The following is a 23,349-nucleotide window of genomic DNA, read 5'->3' as shown; positions in this document are numbered from 1 at the left end:
CGCAGGCCGGGCACGGCCCGCTCAGTCGGCCTGCGCCGCGCCCCAGCCGTGCCACCGCTCGACGACGACGCGGGCGCTCACCCGCGGCCGGTCCCGCACGGGGTAGTCACGTCCGGTGTAGTGCCGCGAGAGCCGGTCGATGTCGACGAGCCCCTCGTCGTCCACCAGCGCGTCCACCCGGCCCTGGAGGCTGACGTGCGTGTACCAGTCGTCGTCGGCGAGCGCGGTGAGCGAGACGCGGGGGTCGCGGCGCAGGTGCGCGAGGCGCGCCCGTCCGGCGTCGAGGTTCAGCAGGACGGTCCCGTCCTCCTCGAGCAGGTACCACGTCGCGACGGAGACGGGACGGCCGTCGGCGGCCAGCGTGGCCATGACGGCGGGGTTCGGTCGGGCGAGCAGGGAGCGGACGGCGTCGGGGAGCGGGGGTCGGGGCACGGGCCCAGCATCGCCCAGCGCGTCCGGGTGCGCCCGGTTTGCCCGATCCGCGCATCGTGACCATGCTCGGTCGAGCGCCGTCACCCGTCGGCGTGAGTGCTACCAGCGCTACCCGCCCGTCCGGTCGGACCGCACCGGGCGCTGAGGACAAGGTCGTCCACGTGGACCGCACGTACCCCACCCCCTCCTTCCCGCCCGCCCACAGCGGCGACGACCGCCGTGGCGCCCGTCCCCGCGACGCCCGTCGTGCGGCCCCGGTCGCGCTGCTGGCCCTCCTCACCGCCGGGGTCGGCCTGCCGGTGGCCGCGCCGGCAGCCGTGGCCGCCCCGGCGCCCGACGCGTCCCCGACCTCCGCCGCCACGCCGGGCGCCTTCTCCGGCGTCGTGCCGGACGGCGTCTGCGCCGTGGAGGCGACGGTCCTCGGCGGTGCCGGCGGCGTCGCCACCGACAACGCGTCGCGCAGCGGCGGGGCGGGCGCGCGGATCACCGCGACGTTCGCGGTCCTGCCCGGGCAGGACTACGCGGGCACGGTCGGCGGTGGCGGCGGCGCCCCCGTCGGGGAGGGCGCCGACGCGACGGTCGGCGCCGGCGGCACCGGCGGCGGTGGTGCGGGCGGCAACAGCGTCCCGAACTACACGCTGCTGCGGCACCACGGCGCCGGCGGCGGCGGGCTCAGCTCCCTCTCGCTCGGCGGCGACCTCGCGGTCCTTGCGGGAGGCGGCGGCGGCGCGGGTGGCTGGCACTCGGAGACGACGGAGGGCCGCGGCGGTGACGGCGGCCTGCCGACGGCGCCGGGCGCTGCGGCGGGCACCGCCGGCCAGGCGGGCAAGGACGTGCCGGCGACGAGCGTCGGCGGCGGCGCGGGCGGCGGCACGGACGCACCCGGCGCGGGTGGCGTGAACGCCGCCGACGCGGGGCGCAACGGCTCCGCGGGGTCCGGCGGGACGGGTGGCGCCGGGGGCACCGACGCGACGCCCGACGCCGGCGGCGGCGGTGGCGGCGGGCTGTTCGGCGGCGGTGGTGGCGCCTCCACGGTCGGCTTCAACGGGCGCAACGGCGCGCAGGGCATCACCGGCGGCGGTGGTGGTGGTGGCTCGTCGTTCGTCGCCCCCTCGGTGCGGCTCGGCTCCTCGACGACCGCCCCGACCGGGCTGTCGGCGGTGCCGGGCGAGCGCCGGCAGGGGCCGGGCGACGGTCCTGACGGCGCCGTGACCCTCGACTGGGTGCCCTGCGCGTACGACCTGGCGGTGACGAAGTCCGCCGACCCGACGGCGGCCGTCGTCGGCGACACCGTGACGTGGACCGTCGTCGTGGAGAACCTCGGCCCCGACGCCATGACGCGCGGCGACCTCGTCGACGTGACGGACACGCTCAGCCCCGACGCGGAGGCGACCCTCACGGGCATCTCGACGACGGGCGGCAGCAACGCGGTGCTCGCCCGCGACCCGCTCGTGTGCGACGCCGCCGTCGGCGAGGCCCTGCCGGACACGCTCACCTGCAGCCGGCCGTACGAGGTCCTCGGCGGGGGCGGGGCGGACGGCGAGCGCGGGCTCGACGTCGGCGAGACGCTCACCCTCACCTACACGACGACGGCGACCGCGACGGGCGAGGTCACGAACACGGCCACGGTCACCGACCGCACCGAGGGCGACGACAACGACACGGCGACCACGACGGTCCCCGTGACGGGCTCGCCGCTGCCGGACGCCCCGACCGCCGCCGACGACCAGGACCTCGACAACGCGCCGGGCACGCCGGTGACCGTCGACGTCCTGGAGAACGACTCCACCACGCTGGTGCCCGGCACGGTCGAGCTGCTGACCCCGGGCACCGGGACCCCGACGACGACCCTCGTCGTGCCGGGCGAGGGCACCTGGACGGTCGACCCCGCCACGGGCGCCGTGACCTTCACGCCCGAGGACGGGTTCGAGGGCGACCCGACGCCGGTGACCTACCGCGCGGAGGACGAGGACGGCCAGCCGGCCCAGGCGACCGTCACCATCACCTACGTGGAGCCCGGCGCGCCGGCGGCGGTCGACGACGAGGACCTCGGCAACACGATCGGCGAGGTCGTGACGGTCGACGTGCTGGCCAACGACTCCGAGGGCCTCGACCCGACCACCGTGCGCCTGGTCGACCCGGCGACGGGTGACCCGGTGACGAGCCTCGTCGTGCCCGGCGAGGGCAGCTGGACCGTCGACCCCGGCACCGGGGCCGTCTCCTTCACCCCGCAGGCCGGGTTCGGCGGGAACCCGACGCCGGTGGACTACGTCGCGGCGGACGCCGAGGGCGCGGCCGTGCGGGCGACCGTGACGATCACCTACGTGCCCGCGCCCGTGCCGGACGCGAGCCCGTCGCCGAGCCCGTCCGTCACGCCCGCACCGGTGACGCCCCCGACGGGCGGCTCCGGCACCGTCGTGCGACCGACCCGCGTCCTCGCCGCGACCGGTGCCTCCGTGGCCGCCGGCCTGGCGCTGGCAGGTGGGCTCGTCGCCGCGGGCCTCGGCCTGACGACTGCCCGTCGTCGCCGGCGGTCCTGACGGCCCGCGGGTAGCCGGGCGCACCCGCCCGCAGCAGGCGGCACGCCGCGGCAGCAGCACGAGACGGCGGAGGCCGGTCGGGACGTCCCGACCGGCCTCCGCCGTTCCCCGTGCCGACCCGCGGGCGTGGTGCCGCGGGCCGACCGTCTCAGTGCGCGACGGTCGGCACCTCGTCGTCCCGCCCGGCGACGCCGGCGGCGGACCCGGCCGCCGCACCGCGGGGCCGGCGACGGATGACGAGGCCGCCGGCCAGCGCGACGCCCACGAGCGCGACGGCGGAGACGGCGAAGGCCGTGTGGTAGCCCGAGAGCGTCGCCGAGGCGACGTCGGCGGGCGACGGCTGCCCCGCCGGGAGGGCACGGGTGACGGCGCCGGCGTAGAGCGAGGACAGCAGGGCCGTGCCGATCGAGCCGCCCACCTGCTGCATCGTGTTGACGGTCGCCGACGCGACGCCGGCGTCCTGGCGGTCGACGCCGCTCGTCGCCGTGGCCATCGCCGCGGAGAAGACGAGGCCCATGCCGAACCCGATGACGGCGAGCGCGGGCAGGATCGTCCCGAGGTACGTCGAGTCGAGCTCGAGGCGCTGCAGCAGGAGCAGGCCGGTCGCGGCGACGAGGCCGCCGACGAAGATCTGCACCTTCGGCCCGACGCGCGGCAGCAGCCGCGCCCCGACGAGCGCCGCGCCGAGCGAGATGGACACGGGCATGGCCAGGAAGGCGAACCCGGTGCGCAGCGAGGAGTAGCCCAGCGTCTGCTGGAGGTAGTACGTGAGGAACAGGAAGATCCCGAACATCCCGATGCCCACGAGCGCGATCGCCAGGAACGCGCCGCCGCGGTCGCGGTCGAGCACGACGCGCAGCGGCAGGAGCGGGTGCGCCACCCGGCGCTGGACGACGACGAACACCGCCAGCAGCACCGCGCCCGCGGCGAGGTACACCCACGTGAGCGGGTCGCCCCAGCCGTCGGTCTCCGCGTGCGCGAAGCCGAACACGACGAGGAACAGGCCCGCTGTCGCGGTCACGACGCCGGTCCAGTCGATGGCCGGGCGGTGCGTCGGGGCGGTGGCGGGCACGTAGACGAGCGCGCCGACGACGGCGATGCCCGCGATGACGAGGTTGACCAGGAGGCACCAGCGCCAGGACGTGTACTCCGTGAGCACCCCGCCGAGCAGCAGGCCGATCGCGCCGCCGGACCCGGACAGCGCGCCGAAGACGCCGAAGGCCTTGCCGCGCTCGCGCGGGTCGGTGAACGTCGTCGTCAGCAGCGACAGCGCCGAGGGCGCCAGCAGCGCGCCGAACACGCCCTGCAGCGCGCGCGCCGCCACCAGCAGCTCGAAGCTCCCGGCCGCGCCGCCGAGCGCGGACGCCACCGCGAAGCCGATGAGCCCGACGAGGAACGTGCGCCGGCGGCCGAAGAGGTCGGACAGCCGCCCGCCGAGCAGCAGGAGGCTGCCGAAGGCGAGGGAGTAGGCGGTGACCATCCACTGGCGCTGGTCGTCGCCGAAGCCGAGGTCCGCCTGGGCGGACGGCAGCGCGATGTTCACGATGGTGGCGTCGAGGACGACCATCGTCTGGGCGATGCCGATGACGACGAGGGTCAGCCAGCGGTGGTCCCGCTGCTGGCGGGCGGACGCGGGCGCGTCGGCAGGGGTGCTCGACGAGGTGCTCATGGGGGTCCTGTCACGAGGTGGTGCCGTGGTGCGGCGCAGCCGTGGCAGCGTCGCAGGCCCCGGTGAAAATTCCCGGTCCGGTTCCCGACTCGGCTGTGGTGGTGGTCACGTGTTCCCTCCGGACGGGCCCGCGGCCGCGGTGCCGGTGCCGCCCGGCGCGGCAGGATGGGCGCATGGACGCCCAGCACCCGGGACGCCGCCCGCCCCTCCTGAGGGTCGGCCTCGCCCGGGACCCCCGCGCGCAGCGGCACATCGGCACGTTCCTCGCGGCGGCGCTGGTGACGGTGCTGGTGACGCGCGGGCTGCTGGCGCTGACCGGCTACCCCCAGCTCGGCGGGTCGGGGCTGCACATCGCGCACGTGCTCTGGGGCGGGCTGCTCATGGCCCTGTCGTTCGTGCTGCTGCTGTCCTTCGTCGGGCCCCCGGTCCGGCCGCTCGCGGCGCTCGTCGGCGGGGTGGGGCTGGGGCTCTTCGTCGACGAGATCGGCAAGTTCGTCACCGACGACAACGACTACTTCTACGAGCCGACGGCCGCCCTGGTCTACGGCGCGCTGGTCGGGCTGGCCCTCGTCGCCGACACCGTGCACTCGCGACGGGCGCCGCACCGCACCGAGGCGCTGGCCGCTGCCGTCGACCAGGCGACCGCGGGGGTCGCGGGCGGGATGACGCCCCGCGCCCGACGACGTGCCCACGAGGCGCTGGAGGACGCGGGCGACGTCCGCGGGGCGGCGGAGACGCGCGCGCTGCTGGGCGTGCTCGAGGAGGACCACGACGAGCTGCCGGACCCCGTCGGGGCGCTGAGCCGCGTCGTCGACCGGACCCTGCGCCGCCTCGTCCGGGCGCGGGCGGTGCCGGCGTTCGCGGTGGCCGTCTTCGCGGTCGCGGCGCTGGTGACCGTGACGCGCGGGGTGCTGGCGTGGCGCGAGCGGGCGGACGAGCCGGGCTGGGTGGTCGGCGGCATGATCGTGTCCGGCCTGGTGTCCTTCGCGCTGTGCGCCGTCGGCCTGGTCCGCAGCCGCACCGACCGGGTCGACGGGTACCGGTGGTTCCGGCGGGCGGTGCTGCTGAGCCTGTCCGTCACGCAGGTCTTCCTCTTCCGCATCTCGCAGTGGGACGCGACGCTCGGGCTCGCCGTGGACCTGCTCGTGCTCGGCCTCGTCGCGGCGGAGCTCGACGTGCTGCGCGCTGGCGGGCAGCGGGAGGCGCCGGCCCCTGAGGCGCCGGCTCCGGGGTCGGAGGCCCCCGCGGCGTCGGTGCCGCTGCGCCGGACGGGGGAGAACCACCGCGCGGGCACGACGGGCGGCCGCCGGCGGTCCTAGCGTGCCCGGTATGACCGTTCCGCCCGTCCTGCCGCCCCTGCCCGGCTGGGTGCGTGCCGCCGTGCTGACCCTCATGCCCGCCGTCGTGCTGGTCGCGACCGTGGCGGTCGGCGACCGGACGCCGTGGCTGGTCGCGGTCCTCCTCGTGCTGGCGGCGACGGTGGTCTTCGCGCTCGCCCTGGCGCCGTTGCACGGTGGCGGGCGACGCGGCGCGCCCGGAGGCGGGCACGTCGCCCGGACGCTCGCCGCCGCGGGCGCGTCGACCCTGGCGCCGGTGCCACCGACCGACGCGAGGGGTGTCCCCTCGCGCGGCGTCCTGCGCGGGTCGCCGGCTGAGGGCGACGAGGACCGGCACGCCGCCGACGCCTACCTCGCGCCCCCCAACCGGGCCTGACCGTCCGGGCCGGGACGTCCGCCCCGGGGCCCCGACGCCAGGGGTGGCGAGGCGCTGACCTGCATGAACCGTGTGGTTCAGGGGGCCGGACCCCTGGGCTGGGCGGCTCGTGTGTGCCTACTGTGACCCGCCGCGCCGGAGATCGTGCCCGGGCGGACGACGTCCCTCATCAGTAGGAGATCTGCCTGTGAGAAGAACCCTCGCGCTCACCCTCGGCGCGACCCTCGTCGTGGTCACCCCCGTCGCCGCGACCGCGGCCTCCGCCGGCGCGGCACGACCGGCCGCCCCGGCCGTCGGGGCGACCACGACCCCGCAGCGGGAGGACGACCTGTCCAGCCCGCTCAGCGACAAGCAGCGCGAGCTGCGGGCCGCGGCCCTCGAGAAGGTCGTCTCGGGGGAGGCCCAGCCGGTCGGCGACAACAAGGTCGTGCAGGTCGCCAAGGGCCAGTACGTCGAGCTCGCGCGCCAGGACACCGACGCGATCTGGACGGTCCTCGGCGAGTTCTCCGACCTGCCGCACAACACCATCCCCGAGCCGGACCGGTCCGTCGACAACACGACGATCTGGGCGCCGGACTTCTCGCAGCCGCACTTCGACACGCTGCTCTACTCCCAGGCGGACGGCGTCAACTCCGTCGCCAACTTCTACGACGAGCTGTCGTCGGGCCGCTACACGGTGACAGGCGAGGTCGAGGACTGGGTGCAGGTCCCCGGCACGGGGGCGTCCTACGGCGACAACGCCCTCGGCGACGCCGTCACCTGGAAGTTCCTCAACGACACCCTCACGGCGTGGTACGCGGAGCAGCGGGCGGCCGGGAAGAGCGTCGCGGAGATCGACCGGTACCTCTCGCAGTTCGACGTGTGGGACCGGTACGACTTCGACGCCGACGGGAACTTCGACGAGGCCGACGGGTACATCGACCACTTCCAGGCCGTGCACTCCGGCATGGGCGAGGAGGTCGGTGGCGGCGTGCTCGGCGAGGACGCCATCTGGTCGCACCGCTGGTACAACCAGTCCACGCGCATCGGCGCCGGGGGCCCGACGGTGAACGGCACGGCCAACGCGCTCGGCGGCGCCCGGGTCGGCGAGTCGAAGTACTGGGTCGGCGACTACACGGTCGAGCCCGAGAACGGCGGCGTCGGCGTCTTCGCGCACGAGTTCGGCCACGACCTCGGCCTGCCCGACCTGTACGACACGTCCGGCACCGGTGCCGACAACTCCACGGCCTTCTGGTCGCTCATGAGCTCGGGCTCCTACGGCAACAACGGGCGTCCCGAGGAGGGCATCGGCACGCGGCCGACGCACATGGGCGCGTGGGAGAAGCTGCAGCTCGGCTGGTTGAACTACGAGACGGTCGCCCCGGGCGCCAAGGCCAGCACGAAGCTCGGCCCGGCCACCGCGAACACGAAGCAGGCGCAGGCCCTGATCGCGCTCCTGCCCGACCGCCAGGTGACGACGACGATCGGCACGCCCTTCGAGGGCTCCGACTTCTGGTACTCCGGTTCCGGGGACGACCTGGACCACACGATGCTGACCCCGGTGCCCGCGGGTGCCAGCTCGCTCACCGCGAAGGTGAAGTACCAGATCGAGCAGGACTGGGACTACGCGTACGCCGTGTACTCCACGGACGGCGGGAAGACCTTCACCTCGCTGGCGACGAACCGCTCCACGAGCACGGACCCGAACGGCCAGAACTTCGGTGCCGGCATCACGGGCACGACCGGCGGCCAGTGGGTCGACCTGACCGCGAGCCTCGCGGGCGTCCCCGCCGGCGCCCTCGTCGGGTTCCGCTACTGGACCGACGGCGCGGCGACCGAGCCCGGCCTGCAGGTCGACGCCGTGACGATCGGCGGCGCACCGGTGACGACGTGGACGCTGAAGGGCTTCGTCGTCTCCACGGGTACCGCGACCGAGTCGTTCTTCAACGCCTACATCGCCGAGAACCGCACCTACACCGGGTACGACGCCGGTCTGCGCACCGGGCCGTACAACTTCGGCGACCCGACCCGCCCCGACTGGGCCGAGCGCCTGCCGTACCAGGACGGCCTGCTCATCAGCTACTGGAACGAGCAGTACGCGGACAACAACGTCGGCTCCCACCCGGGCGCGGGCCTCGTCCTGCCCGTCGACGCCCACCCCGGCCTGCTCTACGAGCCGACCGACGACGAGGGCACGAACCGCACGAACGGCGAGAGCTGGCGCCCGCGGGTGCAGTCCTACGACTCCACGTTCGGCACGCAGCGCACGGACGTCGTGACGCTGCACGACCCGGACACGGGCGTCGCGAAGACCTACGGCGGCCTGCCCGCCGTCCCGGTCTTCGACGTCCGCAAGGACTGGTACGTGGCGAAGGGCGAGCAGCCCGACGCCGACGGCTGGAGCGGGGTCGAGGTGCCGAAGACCGGCACGACGATCCGCGTCGTGAGCACCAGCGCCCGCGACACGTTCATGCAGGTCCAGGTCAACTGACCGGCACCTGACCGCGTCGGCGGCCATCAGGCCCTCGACGAGCGTCATCCGACGGGGTGGTCCACCGGGCAGCCGGTCGGCCACCCCGTCGTCGTCGTCGCGGGACCGCGTCCCGGTCGTCGTCCGCTTCGCGACGCTTCAGGCGTGCGCGCAGCGCTCGAGGTCGACCAGCGCGCGCACGAGGACCGGGTCGCCCGCGGCCCAGGCGCCGACCGGGTCGGGGTGCAGGGCCAGGACGTCGTCGGGCGCACCGGCGACGAGGGCCCGCAGCGCCAGCAGCCGGTCGCCGCCCGGCCGTGCCGCGAGCGCGTCGACGGCGGCCCGCTGCCGACGACGACGCAGCCGGGGGAGAACGCGTGCCGCGACGGCCCCGACGAGCGGGACGCCGACCACGGCGGCGCGCAGCACGTCGGCGAGCCGCTCGATGCGGGCCACACCGTCGCCCGAGGCCGTGGCGACGGCGTCCGCCCGCGAGGCCGCGCCCGTCAGCGGCTCGGCCAGCGCGTCGCCGACGAGGGGCGCGCCGTCGACGCGGTCGGCCCCGGCCCGCAGGTCGTCGGCCAGGCCGCCGGCCGCTGCTCGCACGTCCCGCGCGGGCTCGGCGACGGCGTCGACCGCGCCGTGCACCGCCTGCCCCGCCAGCAGCGCGACGACGACCACGGCGAGCGCGAGCCCGTCGCCGACGAGCCGACGCGCCCTGACCGCCGGGGTCGCGCGGGCGTGCGGGCGAGCCGCGGGCGGGGTGACGGCACGGTCGTCGGGGCTCATGGCGGCCACCCTCGCAGGGGCCGTGGCCGACCGCGCCCCGAGGTGCCGCCCGCGGAGAGCGCCCGCTGCTCGGGCTCAGCCCTCGCCGGCCTCCGCGCAGGGGATGACGGCGTCGGCCTGGCGTGCCCAGGCGGGCAGGTCCGCGCGGAACGCGGCCGCGACGGCCGGGTCCGTGCTCACGGCCCAGCGCACCACTCCACCGACCTCGGGCTCCTGCTTGTCCCAGTCGAACCAGTTGACGAGGCGCAGCGACGGCACCGCGGCCGGCAGCGCGGGGTCGAGCACCTGCCGCCACCACGCCCGGCGGATGGCCAGGCCGGTCGCGGCGTCGGCGCCCTCGCTCACCAGCGCGGCGGTCTCCACGAGCGCCAGCGGCTTGCCGTGGCCGGTGCCGTACGTCCCGGCGAAGTCGGGCAGGGCGCTGTCGTCGCCCCCCAGCCCGGCGTAGGTGCCGGTGAGCTGGGCGACGAGCTTGCCGTCCTCCGGCAGCTCGTCCTCGCCCCAGGGGTACGCCGAGCCCCAGTGGTAGAGGGACATGCCCACCCAGTCGACCGCGTCGTCGCCGGGCCAGTAGGGGGCGTAGGGGTCGTCGGCGCCGGTGACGGCGCCGTCGCCGTCCGTGTCGAGCGCCGCCGCGTCGGCGCTGCCCGGGACCGCGGCGTGCGCGCCGCCGGTGAACGGGTAGCCGCCGCCGTAGTTGGGCGCCCACAGCATCTGCGCGCCCGGCACCTGCGCGTGCACGGCCTCGGCGACCGCGCGGAAGGTGGCCGTGTAGGCGATCGGCTGCTGGCCCCAGGCGTACCAGGAGCCGTTCATCTCGTGCGCCAGGCGCACGAGCACGGGCACCCCGCCGCTGGTGACGTCCTCGAGCAGGGCGACGAGGTCCGCCACGACTTCCCGCGTCACGGCCGCCAGCCCGTCCGTCGGCTCCAGGGTGAGCACGAGGACGCCGCCCTGCGTGCGCACCTGCTCCGCGGCCTGGTGGACCGCCTCCACCGACGCCTGGGGCACCGGCAGCGCGGTGAACGAGACCGCCGCCGCCGGGACCACCCCGGTCGCCGACGCGAAGTCCGCCAGCGTGCCGGCGCCCCAGTCGGGGTTCACGCCGAGCGCGACGCCGTCGGCCGGGAGCGCGGCGTCGGGCGCCTGCACCGTGCACGTCGTGCCCGCGGCGTCGGCGCCACCTGTCGTCGAGCCCACCGACGAGCCGGTCGACGAGCCGGCCGACGAGCCCGTCGTCGAGCCCGCCGTCGCCGCGTCGGCGCACCCGCCGAGCAGCGCCAGGACCGTGCCCGCCGCCACGGCCGTCACCACGGTCGGTGCCGCCGACCTGCCCCCGCGCACCCGTGCGCCACCCTGCGTCGTCCCCATCGTCCACCCCTCCACGTCGTCGGGAGGCCCATCGCCGCGACCCGGGCGGGAGTGAGCGGTCCGGCCCCGCGTGCCCCGAACGGCGCAGGGCCCCCGGGAGCAGGGCGTCCGGAAACGGACACCGTGCCCGGGCAGCGGGACGGACCGGGGGCGAGGGGGCATGATCGGTGCACAGCACGCGGGAGGAGTCAGGGGATGAGCACCGTGCGCAGCGTGACCGGCGCGCCCTCGGCCGGTCCCTCGGGCGCCGCCGACGGTGGCGGCGTGGTGTCCGGAGCGGTCGGCGGGGCGGTCGGCGGGGCGGTCGGTGCCCCGGGCGGCGCCGGCGGGCGGTCGTCGGGGACGGCCTCCGTCACCGAGCAGCAGCAGGCCGAGCACCTGGTCCGGCTCGTGCAGGCGGCGCTGGAGGACCTGCGCAGCCGTAGCGGGCTGGAGAGCTGGGCGCTGGCCCGGCGCGACGGCGAGGACTACGTGGTCCTCGGGACCGTCGGCGAGGCGATCGGGCGCCCGGGTGACGCGCGGGTCGTCGCCTGGGACGACACCTTCTGCGCGCAGCGCGAGGACCACGGCGCGCCGGCGGTGGCGGCGGACGCCCGGGCGGTCCCGCAGTACCGGCGCCTCGTCGAGCAGCACTCGCCGCGGGTGCGGGCGGTCGTGACCGTGCCGGTGCTCGCCCCCGACGGGGAGTGGCTGGGGCACCTGTGCGGGCTCGGCACGGAGGTCGACCCCGGCGTGGAGCGCCAGCTCGCGGCCGTGGAGCTGCAGGCCGCGCTGCTCGGCTCCCTGCTCGCCTGCGAGGTGCACCTCATCCGCGAGCGCCGTCGCGCCGAGCACGCCGAGCTGGCGGCGCACACGGACCCCCTCACGGGGCTCGGGAACCGTAGGGCGTGGGACGCGGGGCTCGTGGCGGAGGAGGCGCGCGCGGCGCTCGTCGCCTCGTCGGTGGGCGTGCTCGTCGCGGACGTCGACGGGCTGAAGGCGGTCAACGACGAGGCGGGGCACGCCGCGGGGGACGACGTCCTGGCCGCCGCCGCGGAGGCGCTGCGGACCGTCGTCCGGCCCGAGGACCTCGTCGCCCGGCTCGGTGGCGACGAGCTCGGCGTGCTGGTGCCCGACGCGGACGAGCGCACGATGGCGGACCTGCTCGGCGCGGCGCGGGCGGCGTGGGCCTCGCGAGGGGTCGAGGTGTCCGCGGGCTGGGCGCTGCGGCACGCGGCCACCGGGCTGCGGGACGCCTGGCGGCGTGCCGACACGGCGATGTACCTCGACAAGGGACGCCGCCGGCTGGAGCGGGCGGACGACAGGATCGCCGCCGGGGGTGCGCTCCCCACCGTGCCGCCCGACGGGCTCCCGCTCGTCGGCGCCGGCGCGCCGGCCCGGGACGTGGACGCGCTGCTCGAGCTCGTGTCCGCGCAGCTCGGCCTCGAGGTCGCCTACGTCAACGAGCGGCGCGGGAACCGGTGGCGGATCCGGAACGCGCACGCAGAGCCGGACGCCGGCCTCGTGCCCGACGCCGAGTCGGAGGTGACCGACTCCTTCTGCGAGCTCATGGTGCAGGGGCGGCTGCCGGTCGCGGTACCGGACGTCGCGCAGGTGCCGGAGCTGCTCGCGCTGCCCACGACGGCGGCGCTGGGCATCGGCGCGTGGGTCGGCACGCCGCTGCACCGCAGCGACGGCCGGCTCTACGGCACGCTCTGCGCCTACTCGCGCTCCGCGGAGCCCGGGCTCGGCGAGCGCGACGCCGGAGTCCTGCGCGTCGTCGGCGGCCTGGTGATGAACATCCTCGAGCGGCACGACGCCGAGGACACCGCGCGGCACGCGCTGCTCGAGCGGCTCGACGGGCTGCAGTCCCGCGGAGGGCCCTCGATGGTGTTCCAGCCCGTCGTCGCCCTGGCGGACGGCACCGTCGTCGGGCACGAGGCGCTCAGCCGGTTCCCCAGCGGGGACCCGGGGGAGTGGTTCGCCTCCGCCCGGTCCGCCGGGGTGGAGGAGGAGCTCGAGCTGAGCGCCGTGCGGTCGGCGCTGGCCCGGCACGCGGACCTGCCCGGGTTCCTCGCGGTCAACGTCTCCGCCCGCACGGCGTGCCTGCCGGCGATGGCGCGTGCGCTGGACGCCGTGGACCCGGCGCGGGTGGTGCTGGAGCTGACCGAGCACACCCCGGTGGACGACTACGACGCCCTGCGCGCGGCCGTCCGACCCCTGCGGGACCGCGGCGTGCGGCTGGCCGTCGACGACGTCGGCGCCGGCTTCGCGAGCATGCGGCACGTCCTGGAGCTGGTCCCCGACGTGCTCAAGCTCGACATCAGCCTCGTGCGGAACATCGCCACCGACCCGGCGCGGCAGGCGCTCGCGGCGAGCATGCTCGCCTTCGCGGGGTCGACGGGTGCCGTCGTCGTCGCGGAGGGCATCGAGACCGCCGACGAGCTCGAGCACCTGCGCGCGATGGGCGTGCAGCTCGGTCAGGGGTACCACCTCGGGCGGCCGGCGCCCCTGCCCGAGCCCGCGCGGGTGGCCGGCTAGGCGCGCGCGGACGGCTGCGTGGGCCTCCGGGCGACCTCGACCCCGGCGGCCACGGCGTCCGCGTCGATCGCCTCGAGCTCGTCGTCGTCGAAGTGCAGGTTGCCCAGCGCGCCGAGGTTCTGCTCGAGCTGGGCGACGCTGCTGGCGCCGATGAGCACGGACGTCACGCGCGGGTCGCGCAGCGCCCAGGCCAGCGCGGTCTGCGCCGGGGTCTGCCCCCGCCCGGCGGCGACGGCGGCGAGCCGCCGGACGAAGCCGAGCGTCTGCGGCGTGAGCTGCCGCTCGGTGAGGAACCGGCCCTGGGTGGCGCGGGACCCCTCGGGGACGCCGTCGAGGTACTTGCCGGTGAGGACGCCCTGCGCCAGCGGCGAGAAGACGATGCAGCCGGCGCCGACCTCGTCGAGCACGTCGAGCAGGCCGTCGTTCTCGATCCAGCGGTTGAGCATGGAGTACGAGGGCTGGTGGAGCAGCAGCGGCGTGCCCAGCCCGGCCAGGATCGCCGCCGCGCGCCGGGTCTCCTCGGGGCCGTAGTTGGAGATCCCCGCGTACAGGGCCTTGCCCTGCTGCACGGCGGCGTGGAGGGCGCCCATCGTCTCCTCGAGGGGCGTCGTCGGGTCCGGGCGGTGGGAGTAGAAGACGTCCACGTAGTCCAGGCCCATCCGCGCCAGCGACTGGTCGAGGCTGGCCAGCAGGTACTTGCGGGACCCGCCCTGCCCGTACGGCCCCGGCCACATGTCGTAGCCGGCCTTCGTCGAGATGACGAGCTCGTCCCGGTACGGGGCCAGGTCCTCGAGGAGGTGCCGGCCGAAGTTGCTCTCCGCCGAGCCGGGGGGCGGGCCGTAGTTGTTGGCCAGGTCGACGTGCGTCACCCCGAGGTCGAACGCCCGGCGCAGCACCGCGCGCTGGGTCTCGAACGCCTTGTCGTCGCCGAAGTTGTGCCACAGCCCCAGCGAGACCGCGGGCAGGTCCAGCCCGCTGCGGCCGCAGCGCCGGTAGGTCATGGAGTCGTAGCGGTCCTCGGCGGCGAGGTACATGCGGGTCCTTCCGGCAGGGGTGGCGGCGCCGAGCATCCTGGGGGCGCGGCCGGGCGCGTGTCCAGCGCCGTGCTGCTCGGTGGGCGACGCGTCAGGGCACGACGAGGCGCCGGACGCCGGCGGGCAGGTCGACCTCGACGACGTCGCCCGGCGCGAGCTGCCGCCCCCGCCGGACCTCGACCTCTCCGTTGACGCGGACGGCGTCGTCGGCGAGCAGGGCGCGGACGTCCCCGCCGGTCTCGACCACGTCCTCGCGCTTGAGGAGCTGCCCGAGGCGGATCGGGTCACGGATCGGGTCCCGGTGCCCGGGGTCGGGGGAGGGGAGGTGTCGGTCCTCGGGAGGTGTGGTCGGCACGGGACGAGTGTGCCGTCCCCCGCCGGGCGGCGAGTAGGTTCACCCGTCGAGGAGGTGGAGACGTGCCCGACGAGGAGCGCGGGGCCGCGCTGCGACGACGGCTGCTCGACGCGGCGCTGCGGCTGGTCGAGGAGGCCGGCGGGCTCGCCGTCACCGCCGACACTCTCGCGCTCGACGCGGTGGTCCGCGAGGCCGGCGTCGCGCGCACGTCCGTGTACCGGGAGTGGTCCGGCCGGGAGGCGTTCTACGTCGACCTGCTGCGGGAGCTGGCCGGGCCGGGGTGGCAGGGCCCCTCGCCCTACGACGAGGACGCCGTGCTCCTGGCGCGGCGCGTCGTGGCAGGGCGCCTGCGGGACCTGGGGACCGCGGAGGGGCGGTCCGCGGTGCTCGAGGAGCTCGTGCGCCGGGCCGCCCTCGTCGACTACCAGGGGCTCGTGCGGTCCGTGCAGTGGCGCTCGTGGGTGGCCGTCGTCGCCGCGGTGCAGCACCTGCCCCGGGCGGCCGACCGGGTGCGCGTCGAGCGCGTGCTGCGGGCCTCGGAGGCGGCGCTGGTCGAGCACATGGCCGCGATGTGGGCGGGCCTCGGGGTCGTGCTCGGCCGCCGGCTGCGCCCGCACGTGCGCGGGTGGGCGACGGTCGCCACGGCCGCTGCCTCCGTGGTCGAGGGGTTCGGCGTCCGGCGTCTGCTGTCGCCGGACTCCTCGGACCGGGTGGTCGTCGTCGACGGGCCCGACGGGCCGCAGGAGTGGCACCTCGTCGCGCTGACCATGCTGTCCGTCGTCGAGGGGCTGACCGAGCCGGTGCCGGACTACGACCCGGACGTCGCGCTGGCGGACTACCTCGTCCACCTCGCCGAGCGGGAGGCCGTGCGGTGACGGACGCGGGGCCGACGGCGGGGTTGACCGTGGGACCGGTGACGGAGAGGGCCGCGGGGGCGGGCTCGGGCGTGCCCGGCCCCGCCCCCGCGGCCGGGTCCCCGCCGCCCCCTGCGCGGGAGGACCTGGCGGGACCCTACCGAGAACCGGCGCCGGATGCGACAACGGGCCCCGACGTGGGACAGGCCGTACCACCGGACCCCGAGAGGGCGGACGACGTCGACCTGCCGGTGCGGCGGCGCATGCTCGACGCCGCCACGCGCATGGTCGTCGAGGCCGGCGGGCTCGCGGTCGTGCCCGGCCTGCCGCCGCTGGACCACGTCGTCCGGGCCGCGGGCGTGGCGCGGACCACCGCCTACCGCGCGTGGCCGACGAAGGAGGCGTTCGCGCTCGACCTGCTGTGCGAGCTCGCGGGGCCGGCGTGGCAGGGGGCCGCGTCCTTCTTCGACGACGTCGGCGCGGCCACGCGGGCGCGGCTCGCCTCGGCCGCACCCGTGCGGCAGGACGTGGACGGGCGCCGCGCCCTGCTGCACGCCGTCCTGCGGGACGCGACGAGACGGACGTACGAGGACCTCACGGCGGCCGCGCAGTGGGACACCTTCGTCGCCCTGACCGCCACGGGCACCGGACTGCGCGACGCCGCCGCGCGGGCTCGTGTGCAGACGGCGCTCGAGGCGGCCGAGGACGCCTTCATCGGGCGCACCGCGCAGTTCTACGAGCTGCTGCTCAAGACCGTGGGCTTCCGGCTCCGCGCGCACGTCCCCTCCTGCCGCACCCTGGCGACGGCGGGTGCGGCCGTGGTCGAGGGGTTCGCGCTGCGGCGGTCCGTCAGCGCCGAGCTGGACGTCGTGACGACGCTGCCGGGGCCGGACGGCGACGAGGAGTGGCACGTCGTGGCGCTGGCCGTGGTGGCCCTCGTCGAGCGCTTCACCGAGCCGGACCCCGACTGGGAGCCGCGCGACGGCGCCTGACGACCCGGCACGCGGCAGGGACGGCGCGGCGCGCCCCGCCCGCAGGCGAGGAGTCCGCCGCGCCGGGTCACGCGGAGGACTCGATCCACGGTGCGTACGCACGGGCATCTCTCCGACGGGAGAAACAAGGTCCGCTCCAGCGGCTCGGGAGTGCGGCGCGGGCCCCTCGTCGCGCCGGGGTCCCCCGGGAGGGAGGGCGTGGTGCGAGGGGGTCGTCGCAGGGGCCGTGCGGCGCGCGTGCCGGTGGCCCTCCTCGCGGCCGCCGTGGGGACGTCTGCGCACGTCAGGCGGACACGGGTGTCCGGCAACGGATGACACCGTCGCAGAACCGTTTCGGTAGGCGCGCGAGCCGCGGTGTGAGGCAGGTCTCATGCGGCGACATGGACCTCGGCCCCGGCAGGGGTTGGACAGGGTGCCCCTGGGGAGGGCACCATCTCTCCGGACGGTGCGCATCGCCTGCCCCCTGCGCGGTGCGCACCGTCTCTCATCTCCGGCCCGTCCCGCTGCCCCGCGGGCGGGCCGTCGTCGTGCGGGGCGGACTCGCGCTCGGGGGCCGGTCGCGCGGACGGGCTCGTGCCCGGGCACCACGGCGTGCTTCCCCGGCGCGGGCCACGTCCGCCCGTAGCGTGCAGCCATGATCGTCCCCGCCCGCACCCCGCGCCCGGGTCCGCAGGACGGCGGGCCGTCCGGCGGGGCCCGTCCGGCCGCCGACGGCACCCTCCCCCACCCCGCTGCCGACGAGGCCGCACCGTCGTCGGACAGCGCCGCCGGCACGGACGCCGCCGCCGCGTCGACGACCACGTCCGCGGACAGGCCGGGTGACGCGGTCGTCGCGCTCGTGGCGCCGCCCTCCGACGCGGAGCTCGTCGGGGGCGCGGTCGCGACGTGGCGCGCCGGGCTCGTCGAGCTCGCCGGCGGGTCGACGCTGGCCGATGTCGACCTCCTCGGCGACGCGGCGCTCGACCTGTCCTCCGCCCACCCGTCGGGCATGGCGCAGCTGTTCGCGGGCCGGCCGACCCGGCTGTCGAGCCTCGTCCGCGAGGGCGGTGCGGCCGCGACGGCCCGGCGACGGGCGCGCGCGGTCAGCACGCGCGCGGCCGCGTTCGCGCAGCGGTGGGGCATCGCGCCGACCTACCTGGCGATCGGCGTGGCGACCTGGACCGACGACGGCGCGACGGGCGCTCCCGGTGACGACCTCGACGTCCTGGCGTCCGCGGTCGGGGACGGGGCCGCGGCCGCCCCGGCGGACGCGAGCGGGGCGGACGCCGCGCCCCTGCCGGGCGCCGGGGGGACGGGGGCGCCGGCTGCGGCGACCCCGGCGCCGCGGACCGTGCGCGCCCCCGTGCTGCTCCGGCCGGTGACGCTGCGCCCCCGGGGCACGGCGGAGAGCGACCACGAGCTCGAGCTCGAGCCCGCCGTCGAGCTCAACCCGGTGCTCGCCCGGGCGCTGCGCTCGCGCGGTGCGCTGCTGGACCCCGCCGCGCTGGCGCGCGGCACCTTCGACGGCGGCCGGTTCGACGCCGGGCCCGCGCTCGCCCGCGTCGAGGCGCTGGGGGCGGCCGTGCTCCCGGGCTTCGCGCTGGCCGAGCGCGTGGTCGTCGGGGCCTTCGTGCACCCGGGCCAGGTGCTCGTCGACGACCTCGACGCGCTGACCGACCTCGTCCCCGGGCACGAGGTGCTCGCCGCCCTCGCCGGTGTGGAGGACGCCGCCGCCGCGGTCCGCCGGCCGCTGCCGGAGCCCGTGCGGGGTGACCGCGACCCGGGGGCGGAGCGCGGCGTCGGCGACCTCGACCCGGCGCAGCAGCACGTGCTCGACGTCGTGGCGACGGGCGCCCACCTCTTCGTCGACGCCCCCGCCGGCGCCGACACCACAGGCACGGTCGCCGCGCTCGTCACGGACGCCGCCGCCTCCGGCCGCACCGTGCTCTACGTGCCCGGGCACCGGCGGGCCGCGGCGGCGCTGGCCGCGCGGCTCGACGCGCTGGGTGTCGGCGACCTGCTGCTCGACGTCGCGCCGGACGCCGGCTGGCGCGCCACCGCCTCCCGCCGCCTGCTCGGCGCCCTCACGCTCGAGGAGCCCGTCGTCGACGAGGCCGGGCTCGCCTCCCTGCGCACGGAGCTCGTCGCGCACCGCGAGCGGCTGCGGGCCGGGGTCGTCGGGTTGCACGCGGTCCGCGAGCCGTGGGGCGTGTCGGCCTACGACGCGCTGCAGGAGCTCGCGCGCCTCACGGCCGCCCGGCCGGCCCCCCGGACGCGCGTCCGGCTGCCGCGCGCGGTCACCGCGGCGCTCGGTGCCGAGCGCCGGGCCGCCCTGGGTGCCGACCTGGCCCGGGCCGCCGCGCTGGACGCCTTCACGCCGCGCGCCGCGGCGAGCCCCTGGTACGGCGCCGACCTGCGGACCGACGACGAGGCCGACGTCGCCCGGCACCGCCTGGACCGCCTGCTGGACACCGGGCTGCCCACGCTGCGCGGGCACGTCGCGGCCGTGGCGGCCGAGACGGGGCTCGCGCCCGCGACGACGCTGGCCGGCTGGGCCGAGCAGCTCGCGCTGCTCGAGGACATCCGCACCTCGCTCGACACGTTCGTGCCGCTCGTGTTCGAGCGGACGGCCGCCGACCTCGTCGCCGCCACCGCCGACCGCGCGTGGCGCGAGAGCCACGGCGTGACGCTCGGCTTCTGGACCCGCCGCCGGCTGCGCCGCCAGGCGCGCGACATGGTGCGGCCCGGCCGGCCGGTCGCGGACCTGCACGCCGCGCTCGTGCGCGTGCAGGAGCAGCGCGACGCGTGGCAGGCGCGCTGCCCGTCCGGCGGGTGGCCGCGGCTGCCCGAGGCCCTGCAGCAGGTCGTCGAGGAGCACGCCGGCGTCCGCGCGGACGTCGAGGCGCTCGCGCACGTGCTGGCCGGCACGCCCGAGGGCGGTGACCTGGCGCGCACGCCGCTGCCCGACCTCGTCGCGCGCCTGGAGCGGCTGCGGGCCGGTGCGGCCGGGCTCGTCGGGCTGCCGGAGCGCACGGTCGTGCTGCACCGCCTGCGGGCCGCGGGGCTCGGCGACCTCGTCGCCGACCTCACCGACCGCCGGGTGGGGGCGGGGCTGGCCGCGGCGGAGCTCGACCTCGCGTGGTGGTCCACCGTCTTCGAGGGCGTGCTCGGCGACGACCCCGCGCTGGCCGGGCAGGACGGCGCCGCGCTCGGGGCGCTGGCGGCGCGGTACGCGGCGCTGGACCGCTCGCACGTGGCGTCGCTGTCCGGGCCCGTGCTCGGCGCGGTCGTCCGCGGGGTGCGCGCGGCCGTGGCCGCGCACCCCCAGCAGGTCGAGAGCCTCTTCGCCGAGCTGGTGGAGGAGCGGCTGCACTCCCTGCGCGAGACGGTGGCGGCGCACCCCGACGTGGCGCCGCGGCTGCGGCCGGTCGTGGCGGCGAGTCCCATGCTCGTGCCGCAGGTGCTGCCCGCGGCGCGGTGCGTCGACCTCGTCGTGCTCGACGCCGCCGCGGACCTGCACGTCGAGGTGACGCTGTCGGCGCTGGCGCGGGGGCGGCAGGTCGTCGTCGTCGGGGACGCGCGGTGCGCGCCGGGGTCCGCGGTGGCGGAGCTGGCGGAGGTCCTGCCGTCCGTGTCCATCCCCGCCGACGCCTCGCGGCGCGACCCCTACCTCACCGACTTCCTGGCCCGGCACGGGTACGGCGGCGTCCTGCGCGCGACACCCTTGCCGACGACGGAGCCGCTCGTGCACCACGAGGTCGTCGACGGCACCGGCATGCCGTCGGAGGCCACGGGCACGGTGGAGTCGACGCGCGAGGAGGTCGAGCGGGTCGTCGACCTCGTCATCTCGCACGCGCTGACGCGGCCGGCGGAGTCCCTCGCGGTGGTCACGGTGTCCCCGGTGCACGCGGAGCGCGTGGCCGAGGCGGTGCTGTCCGAGGTGCGCGACAACCCCGCGCTGGGCGCGTTCTTCGACGCGGCCCGGCCCGAGCCGTTCCTCGTCACGGACGTCACGAACGTCGCCGGGCTGCGGCGCGAGGCCGTCGTGCTGTCGCTGGGCCTGGGCCGCACTCCGCACCGCCGGGTCCTGCACCGCTTCGGGCCCGTCAGCGCGCCGGGGGGCGAGCGGCTGCTGCTCGACACCCTCGCCGCCACCCGCCGCCGGCTGACGGTGGTCAGCTGCTTCGGCGCCGACGACCTCGACCCGCACCGGACCCGCGGCCCCGGGGCGCACCTCCTGCGCGACCTGCTCGCGTTCGCCCGCGACCGTGCGGGCGGCAGCACCCGGACGTGGGAGCCGCTGCCCGACGTCGCCGACGCGACCGCCCCGGCGGGGTCCGTCATCGCGGCGGCCGCGGCGGTCGTGGGGTCCGTCAGCCGCGCCGCGTCCGACGAGGCCGTCGCCGACGCCTCCGCGCCCCCGGGCGAGCACGCGGCGGCGTCAGGCGGGTCCCGGGCCCGGGCGGGCGGCGACGACGCGACGGCTGGCCCTGCCGGTGCTGCCCCGCGCGAGGACGTCCCCGGCGTGCCGGACCGCCTGGTCCTCGACCTGGCGGACCGGCTCTGGCGGCACGGGCTCACGGTGGTCGTCGACCACGGGATCCCCGGGGGCACGCGCATCCCGCTGGCGGTGGGGCACCCGGACGTGCCGGACCGCCTGCTGGTCGCCGTGCTCACCGACGACGCCGCCTATGTCGCCGAGCCGAGCGTGCGCGTCCGCGACCGGCAGGTGCCCGAGCGGCTCGAGCGGCTCGGCTGGTCCGTCGTGCGGGTGTGGTCGGCGGCGGCGTTCCTCGACCCCGCGGCCGAGGTGGACCGCATCCGCCGCGCCGTGCACGCGCTGGTCCCCGCGCCGACGGCGCAACGCGCGGCGCAGACCGGCACCGTGGCCGTCGTGCCCGTCCTGGTCGACGACGAGCCCGACGAGGTGCTGGACCCGCTGGCGCCCCCGACGGCACCGACGGACGTCGATCGGACGGGCGTCGAGCCGGAGGGCGTCGAGTCGACGGGCGTCGAGTCGACGGGCGTCGAGTCGACGGGCGCCGAGCGCGAGCACCTCGAGCCCGGCTCCTCGAGCTCCGGGTCGGCGGCGGTGGGCTCGGAGGACGCGCACCGGACGACCGCCGAGGCGGACGCGACGACCACTGACGGGGCCCCCACGACCCCGGACGCGGCCGCGGCGGTCGTCGACGCGGCCCCGGCGACCCGGGAGGCGGAGGTGACGACCGCGGACGCGGCGCCGGCGGGTGACGAGCCGGCGGGTGACGAGCCGGGCGCTGAGACGGATCCGGCCCCACGTCCCGCCGCGGCGCGGCTGGTGCTCGTCGAGCAGCCGACGCTGGCCGTCCCGGTCCTGCCCCGACCGGACGTCCGTCCCGGCCTGCCCATCAGCGCCTACTCGGACGACCAGCTCGACGACCTGCTCGCCTGGCTCCGGTCCGACGGGCTCGACCGCTCCCGCGAGGAGCTCGCCGACGCCCTGCGGGCCGAGCTCGGCGTCACCCGCCGCAGCTTCCGCATCGACCAGGCCGTGCGCGCCGCGATCGTGCGGGCGCTGTCCTGACCGGAGAGGGTCGGGCGTCCGGCGACGGCCCGTCGCGCCCCACGCGGCGCGGGTCGCGCCGGGCCGTGCGCCCGGCCGGCACGGTCGGCGACGACGAGTCGGTGCTCCGCGCCAGCCTTCCGGCACCGGCACCGGCACCGGCACCGGCACCGGCACCCGCAACCACACCCACGCCGGACTCCCGCGAGGGGCCGCGGCCCCCGCGGGACGACCCGAGGTCGCCGAGGTCGTCCGGACTGCCGCGCAGCCCGGACGACTCGGACGTCGGCTGGGGCGCGCCGGACGCCGCCGACGACGAGCGGATCACGCGGGAGCGGCCGCCCCACTGGTGACGCCGGCTGGCGGCACGGCACGGCACGGGCCGGCACGGGCCGGCACGGCACTGGCCGCTCTCGCGCCGCACAGCCGTCGGCGGTCGAGGCGTCCGTCAGACCTGCGGCGGAGTGGCTCGCGGCGTCGGCGGGGCCGCCGGGCCGCCGGCGACCGTCCCCGAGGCTGCCGCGGTGTCGTTGCGCAGGGCAGGCGTGGCCTGCGCGGCGAGCAGGTCGCGGATCTCCTGGAGCAGGAGGACGTCCTCCGCCGGGGCCTTCGGCTCGTCGGCCTGACCGCTCTTGCGGCGGGCGGCGAGCGCGTTGAGCGGCAGCACGATCAGGAAGTACACGGCGGCGGCCGTCAGGAGGAAGCTGATGAGGGCGTTGACGATGGCGCCCGCGTCGATCGGGTCCGCGTCGTCCGACCAGCTGTAGGGCCCGATCTTCCAGCCGGTGGCCAGGCTCGGGGTGCCGAAGACCCAGCCGATCAGCGGGCTGACGAACGCGGTGGTCAGCACGGTGACGATCGCGGTGAACGCGCTGCCGATGACGACGCCGACGGCGAGCTCGATCGCGTTGCCGCGCGCGATGAACTCGCGGAAGCCCTGGAGCACCTTGCCGACGGCGCCGAGCGACTCGCGCGCCGCCTCGTAGCCCCGGGTGACGGGAGCGGTCATGGGGGTGTCCTCCTGTGCTCAGAGGGCGGGTCGGCTGCGACCGGGAGCAGGACGCACGCCGGCCCCCCCGGTGGGCGTCCGCACCCGGACGGGTGACGACG

Annotated in this window: 15 protein-coding genes; 8 read left to right on the top strand and 7 right to left on the bottom strand. The window is 77.3% G+C overall.

Annotated elements, in window-relative coordinates; genetic code table 11:
- Positions 1 to 21: 21 nt before the first annotated feature.
- Positions 22 to 432, bottom strand: coding sequence for a PPOX class F420-dependent oxidoreductase (locus AC2TDM_RS13715; protein ID WP_484634994.1), 411 nt, complete (start codon positions 430 to 432; stop codon positions 22 to 24).
- Positions 433 to 593: 161 nt separating this feature from the next.
- Between AC2TDM_RS13715 and AC2TDM_RS13710 the strand changes: the two genes are divergently transcribed.
- Entirely contained in the window at positions 594 to 2,972 is a 2,379-nt protein-coding gene (locus AC2TDM_RS13710; protein WP_090031562.1) for an Ig-like domain-containing protein, read from the top strand.
- A gap of 148 nt (positions 2,973 to 3,120) precedes the next feature.
- Here the strand turns inward: AC2TDM_RS13710 and AC2TDM_RS13705 are convergent, their stop codons facing one another.
- Positions 3,121 to 4,641: an MFS transporter gene (locus tag AC2TDM_RS13705; protein ID WP_484634993.1), complete on the bottom strand. Its 1,521-nt coding sequence runs from the start codon at positions 4,639 to 4,641 to the stop codon at positions 3,121 to 3,123.
- A 173-nt stretch (positions 4,642 to 4,814) separates the two neighbouring features.
- On the opposite strand from AC2TDM_RS13705, the gene AC2TDM_RS13700 reads away from it, so the two are divergent.
- From AC2TDM_RS13700 to AC2TDM_RS13690, 3 genes are all read left to right on the top strand, one after another.
- The gene (locus AC2TDM_RS13700) at positions 4,815 to 5,960 is read left to right on the top strand and encodes a hypothetical protein (protein WP_484634992.1); all 1,146 of its coding nucleotides are present in this window, start codon (positions 4,815 to 4,817) and stop codon (positions 5,958 to 5,960) included.
- A gap of 10 nt (positions 5,961 to 5,970) precedes the next feature.
- Entirely contained in the window at positions 5,971 to 6,354 is a 384-nt protein-coding gene (locus AC2TDM_RS13695; RefSeq protein WP_484634991.1) for a hypothetical protein, read from the top strand.
- Between the two features lie 187 nt (positions 6,355 to 6,541).
- The gene (locus AC2TDM_RS13690; RefSeq protein ID WP_484634990.1) at positions 6,542 to 8,824 is read left to right on the top strand and encodes an immune inhibitor A domain-containing protein; all 2,283 of its coding nucleotides are present in this window, start codon (positions 6,542 to 6,544) and stop codon (positions 8,822 to 8,824) included.
- 138 nt (positions 8,825 to 8,962) lie between these two features.
- Here the strand turns inward: AC2TDM_RS13690 and AC2TDM_RS13685 are convergent, their stop codons facing one another.
- Positions 8,963 to 9,592, bottom strand: coding sequence for a hypothetical protein (locus AC2TDM_RS13685; protein ID WP_484634989.1), 630 nt, complete (start codon positions 9,590 to 9,592; stop codon positions 8,963 to 8,965).
- A 75-nt stretch (positions 9,593 to 9,667) separates the two neighbouring features.
- Positions 9,668 to 10,963, bottom strand: coding sequence for a glycosyl hydrolase (locus AC2TDM_RS13680; RefSeq protein WP_484634988.1), 1,296 nt, complete (start codon positions 10,961 to 10,963; stop codon positions 9,668 to 9,670).
- Positions 10,964 to 11,158: 195 nt separating this feature from the next.
- Between AC2TDM_RS13680 and AC2TDM_RS13675 the strand changes: the two genes are divergently transcribed.
- Positions 11,159 to 13,483 carry a sensor domain-containing protein gene (locus AC2TDM_RS13675; protein ID WP_484634987.1) on the top strand — a complete coding sequence of 775 codons (2,325 nt, stop codon included), beginning with the start codon at positions 11,159 to 11,161 and terminating at the stop codon, positions 13,481 to 13,483.
- Here AC2TDM_RS13675 and mgrA read toward each other — a convergent pair.
- Both mgrA and AC2TDM_RS13665 read right to left on the bottom strand, forming a co-directional pair.
- Entirely contained in the window at positions 13,480 to 14,517 is a 1,038-nt protein-coding gene (gene mgrA / locus AC2TDM_RS13670) for an L-glyceraldehyde 3-phosphate reductase (protein ID WP_484634986.1), read from the bottom strand. The two genes, AC2TDM_RS13675 and mgrA, sit on opposite strands and share 4 nt — an antisense overlap.
- Positions 14,518 to 14,608: 91 nt before the next feature.
- Complete coding sequence (locus AC2TDM_RS13665; protein WP_484634985.1) at positions 14,609 to 14,872, bottom strand: RNA-binding S4 domain-containing protein; 264 nt, start codon at positions 14,870 to 14,872, stop codon at positions 14,609 to 14,611.
- A gap of 62 nt (positions 14,873 to 14,934) precedes the next feature.
- Here AC2TDM_RS13665 and AC2TDM_RS13660 point away from each other — a divergent pair, with 62 nt between their 5' ends.
- The 3 genes from AC2TDM_RS13660 (at position 14,935) to AC2TDM_RS13650 (ending at position 22,260) form a co-directional block, all read left to right on the top strand.
- The gene (locus AC2TDM_RS13660; protein ID WP_090031552.1) at positions 14,935 to 15,747 is read left to right on the top strand and encodes a TetR/AcrR family transcriptional regulator; all 813 of its coding nucleotides are present in this window, start codon (positions 14,935 to 14,937) and stop codon (positions 15,745 to 15,747) included.
- Positions 15,748 to 15,923: 176 nt separating this feature from the next.
- Positions 15,924 to 16,718, top strand: a complete 795-nt coding sequence (locus AC2TDM_RS13655; protein WP_484634984.1) for a hypothetical protein — start codon at positions 15,924 to 15,926, stop codon at positions 16,716 to 16,718.
- Between the two features lie 634 nt (positions 16,719 to 17,352).
- Positions 17,353 to 22,260: a hypothetical protein gene (locus tag AC2TDM_RS13650; RefSeq protein WP_484634983.1), complete on the top strand. Its 4,908-nt coding sequence runs from the start codon at positions 17,353 to 17,355 to the stop codon at positions 22,258 to 22,260.
- Between the two features lie 427 nt (positions 22,261 to 22,687).
- On the opposite strand, the gene mscL is transcribed toward AC2TDM_RS13650, so the two are convergent.
- Positions 22,688 to 23,248, bottom strand: a complete 561-nt coding sequence (gene mscL, locus AC2TDM_RS13645) for a large conductance mechanosensitive channel protein MscL (protein WP_484634982.1) — start codon at positions 23,246 to 23,248, stop codon at positions 22,688 to 22,690.
- Positions 23,249 to 23,349 lie beyond the last annotated feature (101 nt).

Source organism: Cellulomonas sp. plas2, from assembly GCF_057221735.1.
Note: the sequence above shows the minus strand (reverse complement) of the source record. Positions and strands in the feature narration are given on the sequence as shown.

Excerpts from the sequence above, each read along its gene's own strand:
- AC2TDM_RS13705 (WP_484634993.1), bottom strand. The coding sequence starts at position 4,641 with ATGAGCACCTCGTCGAGCACCCCTGCCGACGCGCCCGCGTCCGCCCGC.
- AC2TDM_RS13700 (WP_484634992.1), top strand. The coding sequence starts at position 4,815 with ATGGACGCCCAGCACCCGGGACGCCGCCCGCCCCTCCTGAGGGTCGGC.
- AC2TDM_RS13695 (WP_484634991.1), top strand. The coding sequence starts at position 5,971 with ATGACCGTTCCGCCCGTCCTGCCGCCCCTGCCCGGCTGGGTGCGTGCC.
- AC2TDM_RS13685 (WP_484634989.1), bottom strand. The coding sequence starts at position 9,592 with ATGAGCCCCGACGACCGTGCCGTCACCCCGCCCGCGGCTCGCCCGCAC.
- AC2TDM_RS13680 (WP_484634988.1), bottom strand. The coding sequence starts at position 10,963 with ATGGGGACGACGCAGGGTGGCGCACGGGTGCGCGGGGGCAGGTCGGCG.
- AC2TDM_RS13675 (WP_484634987.1), top strand. The coding sequence starts at position 11,159 with ATGAGCACCGTGCGCAGCGTGACCGGCGCGCCCTCGGCCGGTCCCTCG.
- mgrA (WP_484634986.1), bottom strand. The coding sequence starts at position 14,517 with ATGTACCTCGCCGCCGAGGACCGCTACGACTCCATGACCTACCGGCGC.
- AC2TDM_RS13650 (WP_484634983.1), top strand. The coding sequence starts at position 17,353 with ATGATCGTCCCCGCCCGCACCCCGCGCCCGGGTCCGCAGGACGGCGGG.
- mscL (WP_484634982.1), bottom strand. The coding sequence starts at position 23,248 with ATGACCGCTCCCGTCACCCGGGGCTACGAGGCGGCGCGCGAGTCGCTC.